The sequence below is a fragment of the Actinoplanes sp. NPDC051537 genome (assembly GCF_055586105.1).
Genome location: NZ_JBVJIU010000026.1, coordinates 114,226 through 134,486, shown reverse-complemented (window position 1 = coordinate 134,486; position 20,261 = coordinate 114,226). Strand labels below are relative to the sequence as shown.

The 20,261-nt window shown below is 72.2% G+C and carries 20 protein-coding genes; 6 read left to right on the top strand and 14 right to left on the bottom strand.

Features of this window, described 5'->3' with window-relative positions; genetic code table 11:
- From ACZ6TB_RS44095 to ACZ6TB_RS44080, 4 genes are read right to left on the bottom strand one after another with little or no spacing between them, the layout of a single operon-like run.
- On the bottom strand, positions 1–1,035 hold the full coding sequence (locus tag ACZ6TB_RS44095) for an ABC transporter ATP-binding protein (protein WP_465566329.1): 1,035 nt from the start codon (positions 1,033–1,035) through the stop codon (positions 1–3).
- Complete coding sequence (locus tag ACZ6TB_RS44090; RefSeq protein ID WP_465566372.1) at positions 1,032–1,820, bottom strand: ABC transporter permease; 789 nt, start codon at positions 1,818–1,820, stop codon at positions 1,032–1,034. The genes ACZ6TB_RS44095 and ACZ6TB_RS44090 overlap by 4 nt, the downstream gene beginning before the upstream one ends.
- The gene (gene modA / locus ACZ6TB_RS44085; protein ID WP_465566327.1) at positions 1,817–2,599 is read right to left on the bottom strand and encodes a molybdate ABC transporter substrate-binding protein; all 783 of its coding nucleotides are present in this window, start codon (positions 2,597–2,599) and stop codon (positions 1,817–1,819) included. Before modA ends, ACZ6TB_RS44090 begins: the two co-directional genes overlap by 4 nt.
- Positions 2,596–2,994, bottom strand: a complete 399-nt coding sequence (locus ACZ6TB_RS44080) for a TOBE domain-containing protein (RefSeq protein ID WP_465566324.1) — start codon at positions 2,992–2,994, stop codon at positions 2,596–2,598. Before ACZ6TB_RS44080 ends, modA begins: the two co-directional genes overlap by 4 nt.
- A gap of 53 nt (positions 2,995–3,047) precedes the next feature.
- On the opposite strand from ACZ6TB_RS44080, the gene ACZ6TB_RS44075 reads away from it, so the two are divergent.
- Complete coding sequence (locus ACZ6TB_RS44075) at positions 3,048–4,094, top strand: class I SAM-dependent methyltransferase (RefSeq protein WP_465566321.1); 1,047 nt, start codon at positions 3,048–3,050, stop codon at positions 4,092–4,094.
- Here ACZ6TB_RS44075 and ACZ6TB_RS44070 read toward each other — a convergent pair.
- Entirely contained in the window at positions 4,043–5,104 is a 1,062-nt protein-coding gene (locus ACZ6TB_RS44070) for an NYN domain-containing protein (RefSeq protein WP_465566319.1), read from the bottom strand. The two genes, ACZ6TB_RS44075 and ACZ6TB_RS44070, sit on opposite strands and share 52 nt — an antisense overlap.
- Before the next feature lie 79 nt (positions 5,105–5,183).
- On the opposite strand from ACZ6TB_RS44070, the gene ACZ6TB_RS44065 reads away from it, so the two are divergent.
- Positions 5,184–6,131, top strand: a complete 948-nt coding sequence (locus ACZ6TB_RS44065) for an NAD-dependent epimerase/dehydratase family protein (RefSeq protein ID WP_465566316.1) — start codon at positions 5,184–5,186, stop codon at positions 6,129–6,131.
- On the opposite strand, the gene ACZ6TB_RS44060 is transcribed toward ACZ6TB_RS44065, so the two are convergent.
- Genes ACZ6TB_RS44060 through ACZ6TB_RS44050 form a run of 3 tightly spaced genes read right to left on the bottom strand, consistent with a single transcriptional unit; the run spans position 6,099 to position 9,069 of the window.
- Positions 6,099–7,022 carry a phosphotransferase gene (locus tag ACZ6TB_RS44060; protein ID WP_465566313.1) on the bottom strand — a complete coding sequence of 308 codons (924 nt, stop codon included), beginning with the start codon at positions 7,020–7,022 and terminating at the stop codon, positions 6,099–6,101. The two genes, ACZ6TB_RS44065 and ACZ6TB_RS44060, sit on opposite strands and share 33 nt — an antisense overlap.
- Before the next feature lie 4 nt (positions 7,023–7,026).
- On the bottom strand, positions 7,027–7,827 hold the full coding sequence (locus ACZ6TB_RS44055) for a PrsW family intramembrane metalloprotease (RefSeq protein WP_465566310.1): 801 nt from the start codon (positions 7,825–7,827) through the stop codon (positions 7,027–7,029).
- An 18-nt stretch (positions 7,828–7,845) separates the two neighbouring features.
- The gene (locus ACZ6TB_RS44050; protein WP_465566308.1) at positions 7,846–9,069 is read right to left on the bottom strand and encodes a multidrug effflux MFS transporter; all 1,224 of its coding nucleotides are present in this window, start codon (positions 9,067–9,069) and stop codon (positions 7,846–7,848) included.
- Between the two features lie 122 nt (positions 9,070–9,191).
- Here ACZ6TB_RS44050 and ACZ6TB_RS44045 point away from each other — a divergent pair, with 122 nt between their 5' ends.
- On the top strand, positions 9,192–9,743 hold the full coding sequence (locus ACZ6TB_RS44045; RefSeq protein WP_465566306.1) for a TetR/AcrR family transcriptional regulator: 552 nt from the start codon (positions 9,192–9,194) through the stop codon (positions 9,741–9,743).
- A gap of 340 nt (positions 9,744–10,083) precedes the next feature.
- On the opposite strand, the gene ACZ6TB_RS44040 is transcribed toward ACZ6TB_RS44045, so the two are convergent.
- The 6 genes from ACZ6TB_RS44040 to ACZ6TB_RS44015 all read right to left on the bottom strand — a co-directional run bounded on the left by ACZ6TB_RS44040 (position 10,084) and on the right by ACZ6TB_RS44015 (position 15,736).
- A complete protein-coding gene (locus tag ACZ6TB_RS44040) occupies positions 10,084–10,215 on the bottom strand; it encodes a hypothetical protein (RefSeq protein WP_465566303.1) in 132 nt (43 codons plus the stop codon).
- Positions 10,216–10,269: 54 nt separating this feature from the next.
- Positions 10,270–11,562, bottom strand: coding sequence for a serine hydrolase domain-containing protein (locus ACZ6TB_RS44035; RefSeq protein ID WP_465566301.1), 1,293 nt, complete (start codon positions 11,560–11,562; stop codon positions 10,270–10,272).
- Between the two features lie 120 nt (positions 11,563–11,682).
- Complete coding sequence (locus ACZ6TB_RS44030; protein WP_465566299.1) at positions 11,683–12,174, bottom strand: nitroreductase family deazaflavin-dependent oxidoreductase; 492 nt, start codon at positions 12,172–12,174, stop codon at positions 11,683–11,685.
- A gap of 2 nt (positions 12,175–12,176) precedes the next feature.
- A complete protein-coding gene (locus ACZ6TB_RS44025; protein WP_465566296.1) occupies positions 12,177–12,413 on the bottom strand; it encodes a hypothetical protein in 237 nt (78 codons plus the stop codon).
- A gap of 111 nt (positions 12,414–12,524) precedes the next feature.
- Positions 12,525–14,111 (bottom strand): beta-1,3-glucanase family protein, encoded by a 1,587-nt coding sequence (locus ACZ6TB_RS44020; RefSeq protein WP_465566293.1) that lies wholly within the window; start codon positions 14,109–14,111, stop codon positions 12,525–12,527.
- A 113-nt stretch (positions 14,112–14,224) separates the two neighbouring features.
- Positions 14,225–15,736 carry a ricin-type beta-trefoil lectin domain protein gene (locus ACZ6TB_RS44015; RefSeq protein WP_465566290.1) on the bottom strand — a complete coding sequence of 504 codons (1,512 nt, stop codon included), beginning with the start codon at positions 15,734–15,736 and terminating at the stop codon, positions 14,225–14,227.
- A gap of 222 nt (positions 15,737–15,958) precedes the next feature.
- On the opposite strand from ACZ6TB_RS44015, the gene ACZ6TB_RS44010 reads away from it, so the two are divergent.
- The 3 genes from ACZ6TB_RS44010 to ACZ6TB_RS44000 are packed head-to-tail and all read left to right on the top strand — an operon-like array spanning position 15,959 to position 20,244.
- Complete coding sequence (locus ACZ6TB_RS44010) at positions 15,959–17,116, top strand: N-acetyltransferase (RefSeq protein WP_465566287.1); 1,158 nt, start codon at positions 15,959–15,961, stop codon at positions 17,114–17,116.
- Positions 17,117–17,119: 3 nt separating this feature from the next.
- The gene (locus ACZ6TB_RS44005; RefSeq protein ID WP_465566284.1) at positions 17,120–18,778 is read left to right on the top strand and encodes an FAD-dependent oxidoreductase; all 1,659 of its coding nucleotides are present in this window, start codon (positions 17,120–17,122) and stop codon (positions 18,776–18,778) included.
- Positions 18,778–20,244, top strand: coding sequence for an ATP-binding protein (locus tag ACZ6TB_RS44000; protein WP_465566281.1), 1,467 nt, complete (start codon positions 18,778–18,780; stop codon positions 20,242–20,244). The genes ACZ6TB_RS44005 and ACZ6TB_RS44000 overlap by 1 nt, the downstream gene beginning before the upstream one ends.
- The last annotated feature ends 17 nt before the right edge of the window (positions 20,245–20,261 follow it).

Genomic DNA, 20,261 nt, shown 5'->3' with positions numbered 1-20,261 from the left:
TCAGGCGGGGTAGGACGTGGCCTCCGTGGCCTTTACCGTGGCCCACACCTCACGGCCGGGCGCCAGTTCGAGCTGCACCGCGGCGGCCGGCGTCACGTCGGCCGCGACCGCGAGGGGCCCGGCCAGCTCGATCCGCAGCGCGTCGCCGTGCCGGGCCATCGCGGTCACCGTGGCCGGCCAGGTGTTGCGGGGACTGCCGTCCGGACGGTCGGCGAAGAGCGACACGGCGGCGGGCGGAAAAGCGACGAACACATCACCTTCCTGCCGTACGGAGGTGACGATCGTGAACCCGTCCGGCAGGTGCACGTTGTTGCCGTCCGCCCGGCCGCGGTAGAGGTTCAGCCCGACCAGCCGGGCCACGTAGTCGGTGCGCGGCTGCGCGGTGATCGTGGCGGCGTCCCCGGTCTGCACGATCCGGCCGTCCTCCACGATGATCAGCCGGTCGGCGAGCATCAGCGCGTCCAGCGGGTCGTGCGTGACCAGCACGGTCGCGCCCGGGAACGAGGAGAGGTGCCCGCGCAGCTGGGCCCGGGTGTCGAGCCGGGTGCGGGCGTCGAGCGCGGCCAGCGGCTCGTCCAGCAGCAGCAGCTTGGGCTCGGCGGCGAGCGCGCGGGCGAGGGCGACGCGCTGCGCCTGCCCGCCCGACAACTGACGGGGCTTCTTGCGTACGTGCTCGGCCAGCCCCACCCGCACCAGCCACTCCCGGGCCCGATCGCGGGCCTCCCGGCGCGGCACGCGCCGGCAGCGGGGACCGAACGCCACGTTGTCGAGGGCCGAGAGGTGCGGGAACAGCAGGTAGTCCTGGAAGACCACGCCGATCCGGCGGCGCTCGGGCGGTTCCCGGTCGAGGCGGGCCCCGTCGAGCGTGACGTGCCCGTCGTCGAGCCCGGTGAGCCCGGCCAGCCCGCGCAGCGCCGTGGTCTTCCCGGCGCCGTTCGGCCCGAGCAGCGCGACCACCTCGCCGGCCTCGACCGCGAGCGCCAGATCGAGCGTGAAATCGGGCCGCCGGACGACAATACGAGCGTCGAGCATCATGCGGCGACCCACTTGTCCCGCAAGGCCGCCAGAATGCCGACCGAGACGACGAGCAGCAGCAGGCTCAGCACGATGGCGGCGTCGACGTCCTGTTCGAGGGCGAGATAAACGGCCAAGGGCATGGTTTGGGTACGCCCGGGGAAGTTGCCGGCGAACGTGATCGTCGCGCCGAACTCGCCGAGCGCCCGCGCCCAGCAGAGCACCGCGCCGGCCGCCACCCCGGGCGCGATCAGCGGCAGCGTCACCCGGCGGAAGGCCGTCCAGCGGGTCGCGCCGAGCGTGGCCGCCGCCTCCTCGTAGCGGGCGTCGGCGCCGCGCAGCGCACCCTCCACGCTGATCACCAGGAACGGCATCGCCACGAACGCCTCGGCCACCACGACGCCGGCCGTGGTGAACGGCAGCGTCACGCCGAACGTCGAGTCGAGCCAGCCGCCGACCAGGCCGCGCCGGCCGAAGACCAGCAGCAGGGCGACGCCGCCGACCACCGGCGGCAGCACCAGCGGCACGGTCACCAGCGCGCGCACCAGGCGCCGGCCGGAAAACTCGACCCGGGCCAGCAGCCAGGCCAGCGGCACGCCGAGCACCAGGCAGACGGCGGTGGCGAGGGTGGCGGTCAGCAGCGAGAGGCGCAGCGCCGCGAGAATGCCGGGCTCGCTCAGGCGGGACGGCAGCGTCGACCAGGGCGCCCGCACGAGCAGCCCGAGAAGGGGGAGAACGAGGAACGCCAGCCCGGCGATCGCGGGGATCGCCAGGGCCGGCGGAACCTTCGGGCGGTGCTTGCTCAGGGCTTCTGGAACCCTGCGTCGGTGAGAACCTTGAGCTCGGGCTCGGTCTGCACGAAGGACACGAACGCGGTCGCGGCCGCGGCGTTCGGAGCGCTCTTGAGCGCCACGATCGGGTAGTCGTTGATCGCGCCGGCCGACTCCGGGAACTCGATGCCCTCGACGTCGGACGCGGCCGACTTGGCGTCGGTGCGGTAGACCAGGGCCGCGTCCACCTCGCCCAGCTTGACCTTGGAGAGGGCCGCCTTGACGTCCTGCTCCTGGGTCACCGGGGTGATCTTCACGCCGGCCGCGTCGAGGGCCTTCTTGGCCGCCGCGCCGCACGGCACCTGCTCGGCGCAGAGCGCCACCTTGATGTCGGGCTTGGTCAGGTCGGACAGGCCCTTGACGCCCTTCGGGTTGCCCTTGGGCACGGCGATGACGAGCTGGTTCCTGACGAAAACGGCCGGCGTGCCGGTGGCGTCGCCGGCGTCGGTCACCGTCTTCATGGTCGCCGGGCTGGCGGCCGCGAACACGTCGGCCGGGGCGCCCGAGGTGATCTGCTGAGCCAGGCCGGAGCTTCCGCCGTACGAGAAAGTGACCTTGACTCCGGGGTTGGCGGTCTCGAAGTCCTTGCCGATCTGGTTGAAGGTCTCGGTCAGCGACGCCGCGGCCAGCACCGTGAGGTTGCCGGTGACGCCGGACGCGCTGGACGCCGTGGACGTGGTGGGGGTGTCGTCCGCCTTGTCGCCGCAGCCCGCCAGGAGGGCGACCATCGCGACCGCGGCCAATATCTTCTTCATCTGTCGTCTCCTCGTTCCACGACCACCGTGGTCGACTTGATCACGGCGACCGCCGTCGAACCGACCTCCAGCCCGAGCTCGTCGACCGCTTCCCGGCTCATGAGCGAGACCACCCGGAACGGGCCGGCCTGGATGTCGACCTGCGCCATCACCGAGTCACGGGCGATGGCGGTGACGATGCCGGGCAGGCGGTTGCGCGCCGACGAACGACGCGTGCCCGGGTCGGGATCGTCGGCCATCGAGCGGGCGAACGCGGCCAGGTCGGCGCCGGCGATGCTGCGATGCCCGTGCTCGTCCCGGCCGGCCGCGAGCCGTCCGGAATCGACCCAGCGCCGCACGGTGTCCACGCTGACGCCGAGCAGTTCGGCCGCCTCCCCGATGCGGTAGGTCGTCACGGGATCACTCTAGGGCCGCAGATGCGAGGCATTACAGCGCGGGGGACTCGCAGATGCGGAACCGTTGCAGAGTTCACCTGCGCGGCGGCATGCTGGACGGCGTGCCGGAACGGATCAGCGAGGTCACCGCGTTCCTCGCCGAGGTATTAGCTCCCCGCGCGCCGCTCACCGTCATCGTCGACGGGGGCGACCACGGTGCCGCCGCGTCCTTCGCGGCCCGGCTCGCGGCGGCGTTCCCGCCATCGGCCCGGGCCTGGACGGTCGACGCCGTGCTCGGCCTCAGCGGCCCGGCCGGCGGCCGGTCCGACTCGGCGCTGAACGTGCTCGAGCCGGCCGCCGACCGGGTCATCGTCTACCTGCGCTCGGACCCGCGCGGGCGGCGGTCCAACGGCGACGGCGAGCGCCGGGCGCAGGTGGTGATCGACCACCACGATCCGGAGTGGCCGGTCATCCGGCATGTTCACCCGCGACTGGCCGACCCCGAGCGGTGGTATCTGGCCGAGAGCCGGGCCTTCTTCGGGGCGCGGGCGGCGGGCTGGGACGCGAAGTTCGGGGACGACCTGCCGGCGTACGCGAAGGCGGTCGAGACGGCCGAGCCCCGCCCCGGCGACCTCGCCATCGACGTCGGTTGCGGCACCGGCCGGGCCCTGCCCGCGCTGGCCGCCGCCGTCGGTCCCACCGGCCGCGTGGTCGGGCTCGACCTCACGCCGGCGATGCTGCAGGCGGCCCGGGACGCGGGCCGCGACGGCTGCGCCTCGCTCGTGCTCGCCGACGCCCGCCGCCTGCCGCTGCCGGACGCGGCGGCCGGCCTGGTCTTCGCGGCCGGCCTCGTGCAGCACCTGCCCGACCCCGCCGCCGGCCTGGTCGAGCTGGCCCGCGTCACCCGCCCCGGCGGCCGGCTCATGATCTTCCACCCGTCGGGCCGGGTCGCGCTGGCCGCCCGGCACGGCCGCACGCTGCGCCCCGACGAGCCGCTGAACGAGGCGAACCTGGGCCCGCTGCTCACGGCCGCGGGCTGGAGGCTGGCCCGCTACGAGGACGCGGACGACTACTTCCTGGCCATGGCGGTGAGGTCGGGGGCGGCGCGCACCACGCAGTAGCGGCAGACCGGCCGCCGGCGCAGGTGGTAGGCGACGGTCGCGGCGCCGAGGCCGGCGCCCCAGGCCAGCCAGAGCAGGCTCGGCACGTAGAGCGCCCAGCCGTCCCGCACGTCCATCGTCCACAGGATCATCAGGCCGGCCGGGATGACCGTGACGGCGACGATCGACGCCGGCACGATCGCGAGCGCCGGCGGCACCCGCTTGCCGGCCAGGAACCAGATCCACCGCGGATAGACCTCGCCCCAGCGGCGCACCAGGCCGTGGGTGAGCACCCCGCCGATCGTCGAGGCGACCGCGCAGCCGAGACCGACCTCGAGCATGCCGGGCGTCTGCTGCATCATGCGCAGGAACTCCCGGTCGATCCCGAGGGGGACGCCGAGAAACCAGGAGACACGGGTGATCTCGTACGGCAGCGGCGCCAGCACCGCGACGGCAACCGCCCACCGTCCCCACCGCAGCAGCTGGTCGCGCGAGAGCTCGCTCGTGCCCGGCCGGCGGCCGCAGTGCTCGCACGCCCCGCGCAGCCGCCGCTGGTAGGCCAGCGTGGCGACGGCCCAGATCAGGCCGCCGACGAAGATGACGATCAGGTTCGTGCGATGCCAGTAGAGGATGTCGCCGATGCCGTCCTGCGGTCCGGGCACGCCGGTGAACGCGAAGACCAGCAGCAGCGGGGCGAACGCGATCAGGGCGAGCATCGTGTAGTCGGGAATGATCAGCGTCAGGGCGGCGGCCATCAGCCAGCCGACGACGACGAGCGCGACGTGTGCCCGCCGCCGGGCCATCAGGACCGCGACCATCGCGCCGGCCAGCCCGGCCGCGGCCATGATCGGCGCCACTACGGCGGCGCCGCTGCCCTCCAGGATCGAGCCCGACCGGTACGTGTCCTCGATCGGCGCGAACGGGAACCCGCCGCCCCCGGCCGTCCAGTACACGCCGAGCGCGCCGTAGCCGAGCGACCATCCGGCCGCCGCCCAGGCCGACCACACCGGCCAGTTCCGCATCGTCCACATGACCGGAAGCATCGACGGGGGTGGCTGTGCCCGGTCTGAGGGCAGCTCAGGTCGCGCACAGCCGCTAGGCTCGCCGATCATGCACATCCTGGTCCTCGGCGGCACCCGATTCGTGGGACGGGCCGTCGTCGACGCGGCCCTGAGCGCCGGTCATGACGTCACCCTGTTCAACCGCGGCCGGACCAACCCCGGCCTCTACCCTCAGGCCGAGACCGTCGTCGGCGACCGCGAGACGGACCTGTCCGCGCTCGACGGCCGCGACTTCGACCGGGTCGTCGACTGCGCCGGCTACCACCCCGACGTGGTGCGCCTGTCGGCCGAGGCGTTGCGCGACCGCGTGGGGCGCTACGCCTTCGTCTCCAGCTGTTCCGTGTACGCCGACCAGTCCGTCCCGCCGGTCGAGGGCGCGCCGATGCTCGCCGACGACTCGTACGGCGGCCGGAAGGCGGCCTGCGAGCGGGTCGTCCTCGACGCGTTCGGCGACCGCGCCCTGATCGCCCGGCCCGGCATGATCACCGGCCCGCACGACCCGACCGAGCGGCTGGCCTATTGGCCGCGGCGGTTCGCCCGCGGCGGACGGGTGCTCGCGCCCGGCGATCCGGCCGCGCCGGTGCAGTTCATCGACGTCCGGGATCTCGGCGCCTGGATGGTCGAGGCCGAGGCCACCGGCGTGTTCAACACGGTCGGCCCGGAGACGCCGATGGCCGAGGTGCTCGAGGCCGCCCGGACCGCCGCCGGCGGGCCGGCCGGCCTTCCGCCCGCCGAGCTGGTCTGGGCGCCGGACGAGGCGCTGCTCGCGGCCGGCGTCGACCCGTGGATGGGCGTCCCGATGTGGATCGCCGATCCGGAGTGGACGGCCGCCAACGAGGTCGACGGCCGCCGCGCGTGGCGGGCCGGCCTGGTCAACCGGCCGATCACCGAGACGATCGCCGACCTGCACGCGAACCACCAGCCGGGCGAGGACCCGCTGCCGCCCGAGGCCGAGGAGCGGCTGCTACGGCAGGTCGGCGAGTTCCTGCGTCAGTAGCCCGGTCAGGTGGTCGTGGCGGCCGTCGGCGATCGCGATTCCCCGGCTCGGCCCCTCGGCGATCATCAGCACGTAGAGGTGGACGCGGTACAGCGCGAGCCGGATCCGGGCGGCATCGTCGAACGGGTCCGGCCGGTAGCCGGCCACGAACGGGTGGTCGGGCAGGTCCTCGATGCGGCGCAGCAGCGCGGGGGAGACGAAGTCGAGCAGCGGGTCGCCGTAGAGGTAGCGCTCGCCGTCGACCAGCCCCGTGAGCTCCCCGTCCGGCCCGGCCAGCACGTTGCCGTCCCACAGGTCGAAATGCAGCAGCGCCGGCCGGGTGACCGCGGCCAGGACGTCGTGGTGGCGCTCGACCACGCCGTCGAGCGGCGGCAGCGGCACGTTCCACTCGGCGGCGTCGGTCCGCAGCGCCCGGATGATCGCGCCGAACGCGGTGGGCCAGTCCGAGCCGGAGGCGCGTGGGCCGGTGTAGCCGTAGTGCGGCCCGGTGATCTCGTGCACCCGGGCCATGGCGGCGCCAAGCTGCTCGCGGGCCCGGGGCGAGTCGGCCTCGGTGAGGGGCCGGCCGGGCAGCAGCGACGTGATGATCCACGGCCGCCTTTCGTCATCCGAGACCGCGAGCACCTCGGGCACGGGCGCGCGGCCGGCGGTCATCGCGAAATACTGGGCCTCGGCCGGGATCAGGCCCGCCTCGTACCGGAGCATGCGCGCCGCCGGCGGCGGACCGACCTTGACCACCACCCGGCGCCCGTCGTCGAGCTCGGCCGACCAGACCGCGGCGAACGTGCCGCCGCTCAGCTCGTGGGCGCCGGCGATACCGGCGGCCAGGCCCTCGGACACGACCTCGGCAATGTCCTTCTCGGACAGTTCACGCTGGGTGGGACTTCGCATGGGCTCAGACTGTAAGGGGTCCGAGCTTCACGGCGTGCTCGCTGAACGTGCGGTAGCGGGAGAGCTCGAAGAAGAGCCAGCCGATGCTGATGACGCCCAGGATGACGTACGCCCAGAGATTGTTGAAGGTGTCCCAGGCCGCGTGCAGCGCGACCGCCCCGGCGAACGTGCCGATGAAGATGAGCGTGCGCTTGCCGGTCGGCGCCGCCAGCAGCGCCCACAACGCGCCCGCGGTGAGCCCGGTCCAGGCGGTGTGCCCGGCCGGCGACGACAGCCCGCGGATGAACAGCGTCTGCTCGACCGCGCCGATGTTGCCGTTCGAGCTGAGCAGCGCCGTGAACGCGTACCCCATGGTCTCGAGCGCCGCGAAGCCCATGCCCGACGCCACCCCGATGATCAGGCCATCCGACGGCAGCCGCCGCTCGTGCCGCGCCATGATCGTGAAGAGCAGCGCGACCGGGACGATCAGCTTCGCCGACTCCTCGATGATCGCGACGAACACCATCGGCAGCATGCCCAGCCCGCGCAGGGTGTTGTACTCGAGCGTGCCGGCCACCACGATGCCGATCACGCCGCCGAAGAACGCGGCGATCGCGAGCGCCGAGGCCGGCACCTGCCAGCGGCCGGTGCGGGCCTGGGCGAACGTGAGGAACGACAGCGGCACCACGGTCGCGCCGAGCAGAATGAGCGACGGCACGAAGTTGGGGTTCTGGGTGTGGACCAGCGTCCGCAACACCACGACATAGAGGATCAGCCCGACGACCAGGACACCGAGCCACGCCCACCGGCGAGAACGATCGTGCATGGAGGCAGTCTGGTGGTTTCAGTGCGCCGGGGCCAGAGTGGGCTCGATCTCCTCCGCCATTTCGACCGGCAGGCGGCCCGGGCGCACGACCAGCCAGAAGACCAGCGAGGCCGCGACCATGCCGCCGAAGACGACGATCGCCATCGCCGAGGCGCCCACGCCGAGCATCCCGACCAGTGGCGCGGCCAGCGCGCCCACCCCGAACTGCACGGCGCCGAGCAGGGCCGCCGCGGTGCCGGCCGCCTCGCCGTGCCGGGAGAGCGCCAGCGCCGGCGCGTTCGGCATGGCCAGCCCGACCGTCGCCAGCACGAACCAGAGCGGCACCAGAATCCCGGCCAGCCCGCCGATGCCCGTGGCGGCCAGCAGCAACAGCACCAGGCCACCACCGACGCCGGCGGTCAGCGCCCCGCCGAGGATCTGCTGCGGCGTCCATCGGCGCAGCAGCCGCACGTTGAGCTGGGTGGCCCCGATCAGGCCGACGGCCCCGCCGGCGAAGACGAAGGCGAACTGCTGCTCGCTCATGCCGAACTGGTCCTGGAAGACAAAGCTCGATCCACTCACGTACGCGAAGAGAGCCGCCATCGCCAGACCGGCCACCAGGATCAGCCCGACGTACGCCCGGTCGGTGAACAGCCGCCCGTAGCCGCGAATCGCGTTCTGCTTCCGGCGCGCTCCGGCCGGCAGGGTCTCGGGCAGCAGCAGCGCGGTGGCCGTCATGATCGCGGCCCCGACCAGCGTGAGCACCACGAACACCCCGTGCCACGACGACCAGCGCAGCACCAGGCCGCCGATGGTGGGCGCGAGGATCGGCGCGACGCCCACGACCAGCATCAGCCGGGAGAGCAGCCGCGCGGCGGCCAGCCCCGAGTAGAGATCCCGCACGATCGCCAGCGCCACCACCGAGGCCGCCGCCGCGCCCAGCCCCTGCAGCACCCGCAGCGTGCCGAGCACCGCGAGGTTGGGCGCCACGATGCACAGCACCGACGCCAGCACGTGCACCCCGATGCCCGCGAGCAGCGGCAGCCGTCGCCCGAACGCGTCCGAGAGCGGACCCACCAGCAGCTGCCCGATGGCCAGCCCGAACAGCGTGCCGGTCAGCGTGAGCTGCACCGACGCGGCGCTCGCGTGCAGGTCCTCGGTGATCGTCGGCAGCGAGGGCAGGTACATGTCGATGGTCAGCGGCCCGAGGGCGCTCAGGAAGCCGAGCACGAGCACGACCGAGAGACGCCGAGATCTATCCACGAGTCATGACCAGCGCCCCGGCGTCCGCCTTTCTTCCGCCGTGGTGCCCCTTCGTAATGCTGATCACACGCTGCTGTTTGTCGTGCGACCGGTAGATAGAACGGTTTGTCTAGGATGGCGGCATGACCGACCGTCCCGGACCCCGCGAACGCCTGCTCGAGGCCGCCCGCGAGGTCACCTACGCCGAGGGCGTCAACGTCGGCGTCAACGCCATCCTGGAACGGGCCGACGTCGCCCGGCAGTCGCTGTACCAGCACTTCGACGGCAAGGACGGCCTGATCGCGGCGATGCTGCGCGAGACGCCGAACGAGCACCGCTACCGCGAGGTGATGGCCGCGGCCGGCGCCGACCCGCGCACCCGCATCCTCGCCGTCTTCGACGAGCTGGAGGCGGTCACGTCCCGGACGGACTTCCGCGGATGCCGGTACACGGCGGCCGAGCTGGCGCTCCCCGACCCCGCCCATCCGGCGCACGTGGAGATCCGCGCCTACAAGGACCGGCTGGCGGCGCTGTTCACCGAGGAGCTGGCCAAACTGGGTCACCCCGACCCGGAGAGCGCGGCCCTCCAGTTGCTGGTCCTGATCGACGGGGTGTTGGCGCACGCCGTCACGCGGCCCGAGACCCACCCGGCGATGGCCGCCAAAGCGGTCGCCGAAATGATCGTCAGCAGCTGAAGACCCGCTGGTCTGTCGCTGTTTCGCCGTTGGTTCGGCGTTGGTCCGCCGTTGGTTCGCCGCTCGTTGGTTCGCCGCTACTCCACCCCACCCAGGTCACTGGGTGGGGAGACTTTACGGCCCGCCTACGACAATTTCGGTCGGTTGTCCCCAGCTCCGCATGCTCGGCCAGCCCACAACCGCGCCAGCACCCCGCCCCGCGAGGCAGCTCCGCGTGGCCCCGGCCCGGAAGCTGATGCCCCAGCGAGCTCGGCAGCCACCAGCTCGACGTAGATGCGTCGGACGCCGAGGAGATCGGCGGCCATGACCCGGTCAAGGCCAGCGACGCGACCGGCCGGCGTCAGCGCCAGCGGCGCGGGCACCGCCCGGATCGGCGCAGGCGCCCGAGGACATCCTCGGTCGCGTAGATCCCGAGCATGCCGGCGAGACCGGCGACGACCGGCGTGGCCACATACGAGAGCAGCGTCTGCATGCCGATCCGGTCGGCCGGGCCGGTTGCGACGGCGGGTGCCGCCCGGGTGCGGTTCTATCGCGGGCCCGCGGCCGCCGCGGCCAGGCGCTGGAACTCGTCCGCGGCGCCGTTGAACAGGAAGTCGACGGTCTGGGTCAGCGCGATCCCGATCAGGTCGCGGTGCGGGTCGTTGAACCAGACGGTGCCGTATCCGCCCTCCCAGCCATACCGGCCCGGCCCCGAGATCTCGTCGGGGGCGACGCTGACGGCCATGCCGTAGCCCCAGCCTCGCCCGGTCAGCGGGAACGCGCCGGCGCCCGCGATCTGCTGCGGCGTGAGGTGGTTGGTGGTGAGCCGGCGGACGGACGCGGGCGAGAGCAGACGCCGGCCGCGGTGCACGCCCCGGTCGAGCAGGAACCGGCTGAACGCCAGGTAGTCGTCGACGGTCGAGGCCAGCCCGGCGGCGCCGGACGGGAAGGCGGGCGGCCGGGTCCACTCGTCGGGCATCGAGCCGGGTTGCAGCCGCAACTGGCCGGTCGCGGGATCGGTGGCGTAGAGGCCGGGAAGCCGGGCGGCGTCGGGGGCGCTCAGCGAGAAGCCGGTGGTGTCCATGCCCAGCGGCCGGAAGATCCGCCGGCGGAGGAAGTCTTCGAGCGGCACGCCCGCGGCCCGGGCGACGAGCACGCCGAGCACCAGGCCGGCGGTGTTGTACTGCCAGCGCTCGCCGGGCTGGCACATCAGGGGCAGGGTGCCGAAGCGGCGGATCCACTCGTCCGGGCGAAGCGGCGTACGGGGGTCCGGCTGGTCCAGCTGGAGCTGGAGCTCGGCGCCCGCGGTGATGATCGGGTACGGCGGCTGGAACGTGGGCTCGAAGATCATGCCGTGCCCCATCCGGAACGTCAGCACGTCCTCGACGGTGATCGGGCGCGTCGCCGGCACGGTCTCGTCGAGCGGCCCGTCGATCCGGGTGAGCACGCGCCGGCCGGCCAGTTCGGGCAGCAGCCGGTCGACCGGCTCGTCCAGTCGCAGGCGGCCGTCCTCGACCAGCATCATGGCGGCGGCCGCGATGATCGGCTTGGTCAGCGACGCGATCCGGAACGGCGTGTCTCGCCGCAATGACCCGCCGCCGCCGAGGGTCGCGGTGCCGACGGTGTCGACGTGCAGCCGCCCGCCGTGCGCGACGAGATAGACGGCGCCCACGAGCTCGCCCCGCGCCACCCGGGCGGCCAGAGCGTCGTGCAGGCGGGCGAGCCCGGCCCGCCACGGGCCACCGGCCGACGCCTGCGCCGGACCGCCCGGCACGACACCGGTCGCCAGCGCCGAGGTGCCGAGCGCCGCGGCGCCGGTCAAGAGAGTTCGCCTTCGCATGTCTCCTCCACGGGTTCGGATACCAGTGGAGACCGCCGCGGCGGCGGGAACTCATCGGTGATCGAGCGGGCGATAACCAAACCCCACCCGTGACTGGGTGGGGTGGAGACTAGCGAACGCCTACGACACTTCCGGCGCGAAATCCACCGGGGTCAGGCGCAGGAACGGCAACGTCCGGCCGAGTTCGGCCAGATCCGCGTCCCCGCCGTCGATCTCGTAGCCCATGTGCCGGGCCAGCAGGCGGGCGGCGCGGCGGTGGCGGCGGCCGTACGCGAGCAGCGTCTCCGCGCCCTCCGGCGGGCTCAGCGGCGATGCGACCACCCCCGTCGCGCGGCGGCCCAGCGTCATCGTCGCGTGCGGCGTGGCCAGCAGGTTGCGGTACCAATCCGAGCGAACGCCATAACCCGACGCCACCGTGACCCGTCCGTGGTCGTGCGCGACCACTTCGAGCACCACCACCCGCTTGCGGCCCGTGCGGCGGCCCACGTGCTCGACCAGCGCCAGGCGGTGGCCGAAGACGAAGCCCAGCCCGCAGCGGTAGACGCCGAGCGGCAGCCGCAGCAGGAAGCGGCGCAGGCCGCGGGGCGGGGCGGGCGGCGCGAGCGCCCGCATCCCTAGCGGCCGGTGCGCCGGCCGGTGCGGCGGCCGGCGGCCAGGCGCTCGGCGGCGGTGCGTTCCCGGGCCGGCGGCTCGTCGTCGGGGTCGACGTGGATCAGGCCGTCGACGATCGCGATCACCGGCATGCTGATCCAGTCGTAGTTCGGCACCGCGATCAGCTCGCAGCGCTCGTGCAGGTTCTCCGCGGTCACCGTGTCGTCGATGCGGGGAATATCGGGGCGTGCAGCGCTCATGACGGCCTCCCGGTCATCGCTCGGACCATTTCATTGCACACTGCAATCATTACTCCGGCCCGGGCGGTATGGCTACCGCCCGGGCCGGTTTCTCCCCCTGACAAGGTCCGATCAGAAGGGCGTCATGGTGATGGACGCGAGCCGTGGGTCGCCGTCGTGCACGAGGGACTCCTGGTTCTGCACGTCGTCGAAGGCGAACGCGTACGCCTTGCCGTCGACCATGTTCTCGTGGATGACCTTGGCGTAGAGGTTCGCCGGGTCGCCCTGGTAGAAGTCGGCTGCCGTGCCGCTCGGCTGGGTGTCGAGCTTGCCGAGCGTGCCCCGCTGCAGCGCCGCGCACAGGGTGCGGGCGATCGGGCCGACGACCTGGTCGTTGGGGGCGCCGAGCGCGCCGTCGCAGCCCCACACGTTGGCCGTCGACGGCTTGTTGAACGAAGCCACCACATTGCCGGCGGCGTCGGTGAAGTTCATGACGTTGCCGGCGGTGCGGCCGAGGAACTTGGTGTCCGGGCGGTCACCGAACGGGACCACGGTCAGGGTCTTGCTCGCGTACGCGCTCCAGGCGCTGTTGATGTAGGGATCGAGGTAGGTGGGGCTCATCAGCCCGGCGTCGGCGGCCTTGCCCGGCGCCAGCACCCGCAGGACCGTTCCGTCGGCGCCGGTGACCACGCTCTTGGCGAAGTCGGGCGAGCCCTTGATCGTGTCGATGACCTTCTGCCGGCCGCCGGACTTGAGCTCGCCGGTCGAGGTCACGGTCCCGTTGCCGCCGGTGACGCTGACGATGTGCGGCACCGCGAACATGTCGACCTGCGAGCTGTTCAGGAACAGGCCGCCGGCGTCGAGGGTGAACTCGCTCCAGTCGAAGAGGATGTCGTGGTTGGGGTCGCCGCCGGCCCACGGCGCCGGCTGCACGAGTCCGTCGGTGGTGAGCCGGAAGTCGAGCTTCTGCCCGAACGACATGTAGAGCCGGCCGGAGAGCCCGCGCGGGATCTTGATCGTGGTGCTCGCCCCGGTGAGCGGGATCGAGACGTCCGGGGCCGGCACCGGCACCGTGGCGCCACCGGTCCAGGCCGTGAAGGCCCCGGCGGCGTTGACGTAGCCGAGCTTGCCGGTCGACAGGTTGGTGCCGAGGACGTACAGGAAGACCGTCCCGTTTCGCCCGGTCTTGTTGCTGACCGTGACCGGAAGCGTGTCCGAAGCAGGCGGAATGTCGGCTTCCTTGGTGGCGGCCGGCGAAGAAGTGGCGGCCGGCGAAGAAGGAGCGGGGGCCGGTGCGACGGTGGTGGTCGCGGTGGGCGAAACGACAACCCCATTGCACGGTACGCCGTTGATCTTGCAGTTGACGGGCTGGCCGCCGGCGCCGACGAACCCGAAGCTCGTCGTGGCGCCGACGGCCACCGACCCGTTCCAATCCCGGTTCGCGAAGGTGACGTGTTGCCCAGACACGACCGCCTGCGCGTCCCAGAAGCTGCCGATCGAGGCCCCGGCCGGCAGATCGAACTCCACCTTCCAGGACGTCATGGCGGCCGCGCCCGAATTGCTGACCGTCACCTCGTCCTGCCAGCCGCTGCCCCAGTCGGAGACCGTCCGCACGGATGCGGTCGGCGCCGCGGCCGAGGCGGGAAGGGCGAACCAGGTCGTCGCCGCGGCCGCCACCGCGGCGCCGGCCGTGAGAAGGAGTGTTCGTTTGCGAGGCAAGGTTGCTCCAAGATCGGGGGACAGGGACGAAGCAATCCTGAAAAGGAACCGACATCAACGAACAGGTCTTTACAGTTCCTTTAAGGTGCCTCTGCCCCTTTGCCCCGTGGCGCTTACCCGCGGTGCCACTTCTGGTTGGCGGTGCCGGCGCAGTCCCACGTCTGCAGCGCCGCGCCCCAGTTGCCGTTCCAGTCCTTGATGTCGACGCACTTGTTGGCCTGCGGATTCACCAGGTCACCGGCGGCCGACAGGACGAACTGCTGGGCCGGGTTGCCGCTGCACGTGGCGATCTGGATGACCGCGCCGCTGGCGGTCGAGCCCCACGCCACGTCCATGCACTTGTTGTTCGACGTCTGGAGCGTCCCGTTCACGAACGTCCATTTCTGCGCGCCCGAGCCGTTGCAACCCCACGTCTGCAGCGGCACGCCGTCGGAGAAGTTGGAGTTGGGCACGTCGATGCAGGTCCCGTTCCAGTCGCTGATCAGCGAGGAGGTCGAGGAGCCGCCGCCGCTCGTGGTCAGGGACAGCCCGTACGCGCCGAGGATCTCGTTGACCGGCTGGAACCACATCGTGCCGCCGGACGAGCAGTTGCCGCTGCCGCCCGAGGTGACGCCCTGCGCCTGGTTGCCGGTGATCCACGAGCCGCCGGAGTCGCCCGGCTCGGCGCACGCGTTGCTGCGGGACAGCCCGGAGACCGATCCCTGGGCGTAGACGACGGTCTCGTTGCGGCCGAGCAGCGTGCCGCAGCGCCAGCCGGTGGTGCGGCCGGAGCGGCAGATCGAGCTGCCGATCGCCGCGTCCTGCGAGCCCGCGACCACGACGTTCCCGCCCGCGTAGTTGTTGACCCACGGCTGCGGCGTCCAGCTGCCGTTGGTGCGGATCCACGAGTAGTCGTTGCCGGGGAACGACGAGGCGGCGAACGTGCCCTGGCTGACGTTGTTGTAGCCGAGCGTCGGGCTGCCCGCGCCGCCGCAGTGCCCGGCGCTGACGAAGCCGCCCGCGACCGCGAAGCCGATCGAGCACAGCGTGTTGCCGTTGATCACGTACTGGTCGCCGCCGCGGATGTCGTACATCGTGCGCGGCTGCTCGGCCATGGCCTGGACGGTGACCGCGCCGGCGCCGCTGGCCTCGGCGAACTTTCGCGCCGCGCCTTCCGCGCCCGGTTTCGCGAGCACGACGACCCGGTTCCCGGGCACGTCGACATACCAGCCGCGGACGGCGGCCCGGGCCGCCCCGGACGCGTGGCGGTCGAGTCGCGTGCGCGCCGCGGCGAGGTCGGCGTCCGAGTGGGCCACCAGCACCGGGGTGGCGCCCTCCGCCCGTACGGCGGCCTCGGCGGAGGGTGCGGTCACCGCGACCGTGAGTCGCGTCGCCCCCGCGGGAATCCAGGCGCCCGCGAAGGCCGAGCCGAGCCGGGCGCGCAACCGCTTCTCCACCACCGGCGCCGCCGCCTCGGTGCGCAACCGCACGGCGATCTGGCCGTCGTCGAGCTTGAGGTCGCGGCGCATGGCGGCGAGCATGCCGGGCGCGAGGTCGAATTTCGGTGGCGCCGCCGAAGCGGGCTGGGGTGTCAGGGTGGCGGTCGTGATCACCGCGGCGGCGATCGCGAGCAGTCTTCGGCCCATCGGGGAGTCCTTCCACACGTGAGACGCAGGGGGAACGGAGGAAGGAGAGCGCTCTCTAGATCGGAGTCTGTCTATCTGTGACAACGCTGTCAAGAAACCTTCCGGAAACCTGCCCGGACGCACCAACGTGTCCTGTATCGCCTGCCCTCGCCGTCACCGGGCCGCCCGTGCGAGGCTGGGAACTTCCAGATGCGCGAGCGATGGGGACACGGGGCCATGGGCATGATCAAAGTCGTCGGGCTGGTGCTGCATCCGCGGCGCGACTGCGGCTCCGCGATCGACGCCATCGTGGCGTGGGCCAACCGGCGTGACGTCACCGTCCTCGGTCTGCACGACGAGATCAACCGGATCGACTGCGACGCCGTGGCGGTCAGCCAGGAGGAGATGGTCGAGCGGGCCGGCCTGCTGGTCAGCCTCGGCGGCGACGGCACCATGTTGCGCACGATGCGCCTGGTCGAGGGCCGCAAGACGCCGGTGCTCGGGGTCAACGTGGGCCGGCTCGGCTTCCTCGCCGAGGTCGACCTGCCCGACCTGGCCGGCGCGCTCTCCGCGATCGACGAGCACAAGTTCACGATCGAGTCGCGGACGGCGGTGCGCACGGTCCTGCCCGACGGCAAGGAGGTCTCGGCCTTCAACGACATCGCGCTGGTCCGGGTGCCGGGCGACGGGCTGGCCGCGGTCGGCATCCGGGTCGAGGGCAAGAGCTTCGTCAACTACGCGGCCGACGCGGTGATCGTGTCGACGCCGACGGGCTCCACCGCGTACTCGTTCTCGGCCGGCGGCCCGATCGTCTCGCCCAACGTCGAGGGCCTGATCGTCAGCGCCGCGGCCGCGCACTCCTCGTTCAACCGCTCGCTCATGCTGGCGCTCGACGAGCGGCTCGACCTGGCCGTGCTGTCGCCGAGCGGCCGTCTGGCGATCGAGGTCGACGGCATCATCGAGGGCTACGCCGCGCCCGAGGACAAGCTCGAGATCGAGCCGGTGCCGGCCGCCGCCCTGGTGGTACGCCTCGGCAACACCTCGTTCTACGAGCGGGCCCGGCGCAAGCTGCGGGTCGAGGGCAGCGCCCAGGTCGGCCCCTCCGACTCGGCCGACAACGCGGTGGTGGTCGACAGCTTCGAGCGCCAGCGCTACGAGATCCTGCTCGGCGGCGAGGTCGCCGGCGTGCTGCACTACCGGCGGCACGGCGGCCTCATCGAGCTGATGCACACCGAGATCGAGCAGACCTTCGCCGGGCAGGGCCTGGCCGGCCGGCTCGCCTCGGCCGCCCTCGAGGACGCCCGCTCGCGCGCCACCCCGGTCGTCGCCACCTGTCCCTTCGTCAGCGGCTACCTCGAACGCCACCCCGAGTTCTCCGACCTGCTATCAGATGGGGTTTGACACATGGGCCATCCCGCCATCCTGACCGTCGACGACGACCCCTCGGTCTCCCGGGCGATCGCTCGCGACCTGCGCCGCAAGTACGGCGAGGAGTACCGCATCCTGCGGGCCTCCTCGGCGTCCGAGGCCCTGGACGCGCTGCGCGAGATCAAGCTCCGCGGCGGCCGGGTCGCCGTCATGCTCGCCGACTACCGGATGCCGCAGATGAACGGCATCGAGTTCCTGGAGCAGGCGATGGACCTGTTCCCCAACGCCCGGCGGGCGCTGCTCACCGCGTACGCCGACACCGACGCCGCGATCCAGGCGATCAACGTGGTCGACGTCGACCACTACCTGCTCAAGCCCTGGGACCCGCCGGAGGAGAAGCTCTACCCGGTCATCGACGCCCTGCTCGACGCGTGGCAGGCCACCGGCGACCGCGAGCTCGAGGACATCCGGGTCGTCGGGCACCGCTGGAGCGAGCCGTCCTACCAGCTGCGCGACTTCCTGGCCCGCAACCTGGTTCCGTACCGGTGGCTCGCCGCCGACGAGCCCGAGGGTCGTCGCCTGCTCGAGGCGGCCGGCGTCGGTCCCGAGTCGGTGCCGCTGGTGGTCACCGCCGACGGCCGGGCCATGGCCCAGCCGAGCACCACCGAGGTGGCCGAGGCGGCCGGGCTCACCACCACCCCCGGTCGCGACTTCTACGATCTGATCATCGTGGGCGGCGGGCCGGCCGGGCTCGGCGCCGCCGTCTACGGCGCCTCCGAGGGCCTCAAGACGCTGCTGGTCGAGCGGCAGGCGGTCGGCGGCCAGGCCGGGCAGAGCTCCCGGATCGAAAACTATCTGGGCTTCCCGGACGGCATCTCGGGCGCGCAGCTGACCGACCGGGCGCGGAGGCAGGCCGGCAAGTTCGAGGCCGAGGTGCTCAACACCCGCGAGGTGACCGGCCTGCGGCTGGACGGCTCGGCCCGGACGCTGACGTTCGCCGACGGCGGCGAGGTGTCGGCCCACTCGATCGTGCTGGCGACCGGCGTGGCCTACCGCCCGCTCGCGGCCGACGGCATCGCCCGGCTCACCGGCTCGGGCGTCTACTACGGCTCGGCCTCGACCGAGGGGCCGGCCTGCGCGGGCGCCGACGTGTTCATCGTCGGCGGCGCCAACTCGGCCGGCCAGGCGGCGCTGTTCTTCGCCCGCTACGCCAAGAAGGTCACGCTGCTGGTCCGTGGCCAGGCGCTCGAGTCGTCGATGTCGTACTACCTGATCCAGCAGCTGGCGCGCACCGAGAACATCGAGGTCCGCACCAACTGCGAGGTGATCGGGGCGCACGGCGACGGGCATCTGCAGGCCATCACCATCTGCGAGAACAAGGGCAGCCTCGAGACGACGGTCGAGTGCGGGGCGCTGTTCGTCTTCATCGGCGCCGAGCCGCGCACCGACTGGCTGGGCGAGACGGTCGAGCGGGACGACAAGGGCTTCGTCTTCACCGGTCCCGATCTGCTGGCAAGTGGATCTCGTCCGAAGGGATGGGATCGGGAGCGCGATCCGTTCTACCTGGAGTGCAGTGTTCCCGGCATCTTCGCCGCCGGCGACGTCCGGGCCAACTCGGTCAAGCGAGTGGCCTCGGCGGTCGGCGAGGGCGCGATGGCCGTCACGCTGGTCCATCGCTACCTGGAGGCGCAGTAATGGCCGATGTCGAAGAAGTGCGCTTGGTGCCCTGTGAGCCGGGCGCGCTGACCCCCGCCGAGCTCAAGACCCTGTTCCTGTTCGAGAAGCTGACCGACGAGCAGCTCGCCTGGATCGCCGCGCACGGCTGCACCATGCACATGCCCGCGGGCGGCGTGGTGATCCGCGAGGGCGACCCGGCCGACCAGTTCTTCGTGCTGCTCAGCGGCACCATCGCGCTGAGCCGCAAGGTCGGGCAGGACGAGGTGCAGACGACCCGCACCGAGCAGCGCGGCGTCTACATGGGGGCGACCCAGTCCTACCTGCGCGACGACGGCGTGCCCCGCAACTACATGGCGAGCATGCGCGCGCTCGACGACTCCGACTTCTTCGTGCTCTCGTCGGCGGACTTCAGCCACATGATGCGCGAGTGGTTCCCGATGGCGATCCACCTGCTCGAGGGCCTGACCCTGGGCATGCGCACCACGGCCGCGGCGATCAGCGAGCGGCAGCGGCTGGCGGCGCTCGGCGCGCTCTCGGCCGGGCTCATGCACGAGCTGAACAACCCGGCCGCGGCCGCCTCCCGGGCCGCCGCCTCGCTGCGCCAGCGGGTCGCCGGCATGCGGCACAAGCTCGGCATGCTCGCCGCCGGCAAGGTGCCCACCGACCGGCTCGTGGCGCTCGTCGAGCTCCAGGAGGACGTCATCGAGCGGGCGGCCAAGGCGCCGACGCTCACCGCCATGCAGACCGCCGACCGCGAGGACGAGCTCGGCGACTGGATGGACGAGCACAACGTCACCGGCGGCTGGGACCTCGCGCCCGTCTTCGCCCAGGCCGGGCTCGACATCGACTGCCTCAACGAGATCGAGACCCGGGTCGGCGCGACCGAGCTGCTCGACCAGGCCATCCACTGGCTCGGGTACGCGCTCGAGACCGAGCAGCTGATGAGCGACATCGAGGACGCCACGGGACGGGTGTCGTCGCTGGTCAACGCCGCGAAGCAGTACTCGCAGATGGACCGGGCCGCACACCAGTGGATCGACGTGCACGGCGGCCTGAAGTCGACGCTGGTCATGCTCAACCACAAGATCGGCAACGGGATCAAGGTCGTGAAGGACTTCGACCGTACGCTGCCGCAGATCCCGGCCCACCCGGCCGAGCTCAACCAGGTCTGGACCAACCTGATCGACAACGCGGTCCAGGCCATGAACGGCGTCGGCACGCTGACGATCAAGACGTACCGCGAGGACGACCACGTGATCGTCTCGATCGGCGACACCGGGCCGGGCGTCCCCGACGACCTGAAGAAGCGGGTCTTCGAGCCGTTCTTCACCACCAAGGCGGTCGGCGAGGGCACCGGCCTCGGCCTCGACATCTCCTACCGCATCGTGGTCAACGGCCACGGCGGCGACATCGTGCTCGACTCTCACCCCGGCGACACGCGATTCATGGTCCGGCTTCCGGTGGCGGAGCCGGCGTCGGCTTAATTCATTAGACCTCGGGC

Bases quoted from the DNA above. Each gene is read 5' to 3' on its own strand.
- ACZ6TB_RS44060 (WP_465566313.1), bottom strand. From the start codon at position 7,022: ATGCGAAGTCCCACCCAGCGTGAACTGTCCGAGAAGGACATTGCCGAG.
- ACZ6TB_RS44095 (WP_465566329.1), bottom strand. From the start codon at position 1,035: ATGATGCTCGACGCTCGTATTGTCGTCCGGCGGCCCGATTTCACGCTC.
- ACZ6TB_RS44015 (WP_465566290.1), bottom strand. From the start codon at position 15,736: ATGGGCCGAAGACTGCTCGCGATCGCCGCCGCGGTGATCACGACCGCC.
- ACZ6TB_RS44010 (WP_465566287.1), top strand. From the start codon at position 15,959: ATGATCAAAGTCGTCGGGCTGGTGCTGCATCCGCGGCGCGACTGCGGC.
- ACZ6TB_RS44000 (WP_465566281.1), top strand. From the start codon at position 18,778: ATGGCCGATGTCGAAGAAGTGCGCTTGGTGCCCTGTGAGCCGGGCGCG.
- ACZ6TB_RS44025 (WP_465566296.1), bottom strand. From the start codon at position 12,413: ATGAGCGCTGCACGCCCCGATATTCCCCGCATCGACGACACGGTGACC.
- ACZ6TB_RS44070 (WP_465566319.1), bottom strand. From the start codon at position 5,104: ATGTGGACGATGCGGAACTGGCCGGTGTGGTCGGCCTGGGCGGCGGCC.
- ACZ6TB_RS44035 (WP_465566301.1), bottom strand. From the start codon at position 11,562: ATGCGAAGGCGAACTCTCTTGACCGGCGCCGCGGCGCTCGGCACCTCG.
- ACZ6TB_RS44040 (WP_465566303.1), bottom strand. From the start codon at position 10,215: ATGCAGACGCTGCTCTCGTATGTGGCCACGCCGGTCGTCGCCGGTCTC.
- ACZ6TB_RS44005 (WP_465566284.1), top strand. From the start codon at position 17,120: ATGGGCCATCCCGCCATCCTGACCGTCGACGACGACCCCTCGGTCTCC.
- ACZ6TB_RS44065 (WP_465566316.1), top strand. From the start codon at position 5,184: ATGCACATCCTGGTCCTCGGCGGCACCCGATTCGTGGGACGGGCCGTC.
- ACZ6TB_RS44045 (WP_465566306.1), top strand. From the start codon at position 9,192: ATGACCGACCGTCCCGGACCCCGCGAACGCCTGCTCGAGGCCGCCCGC.
- ACZ6TB_RS44055 (WP_465566310.1), bottom strand. From the start codon at position 7,827: ATGCACGATCGTTCTCGCCGGTGGGCGTGGCTCGGTGTCCTGGTCGTC.
- modA (WP_465566327.1), bottom strand. From the start codon at position 2,599: ATGAAGAAGATATTGGCCGCGGTCGCGATGGTCGCCCTCCTGGCGGGC.
- ACZ6TB_RS44075 (WP_465566321.1), top strand. From the start codon at position 3,048: ATGCGGAACCGTTGCAGAGTTCACCTGCGCGGCGGCATGCTGGACGGC.
- ACZ6TB_RS44030 (WP_465566299.1), bottom strand. From the start codon at position 12,174: ATGCGGGCGCTCGCGCCGCCCGCCCCGCCCCGCGGCCTGCGCCGCTTC.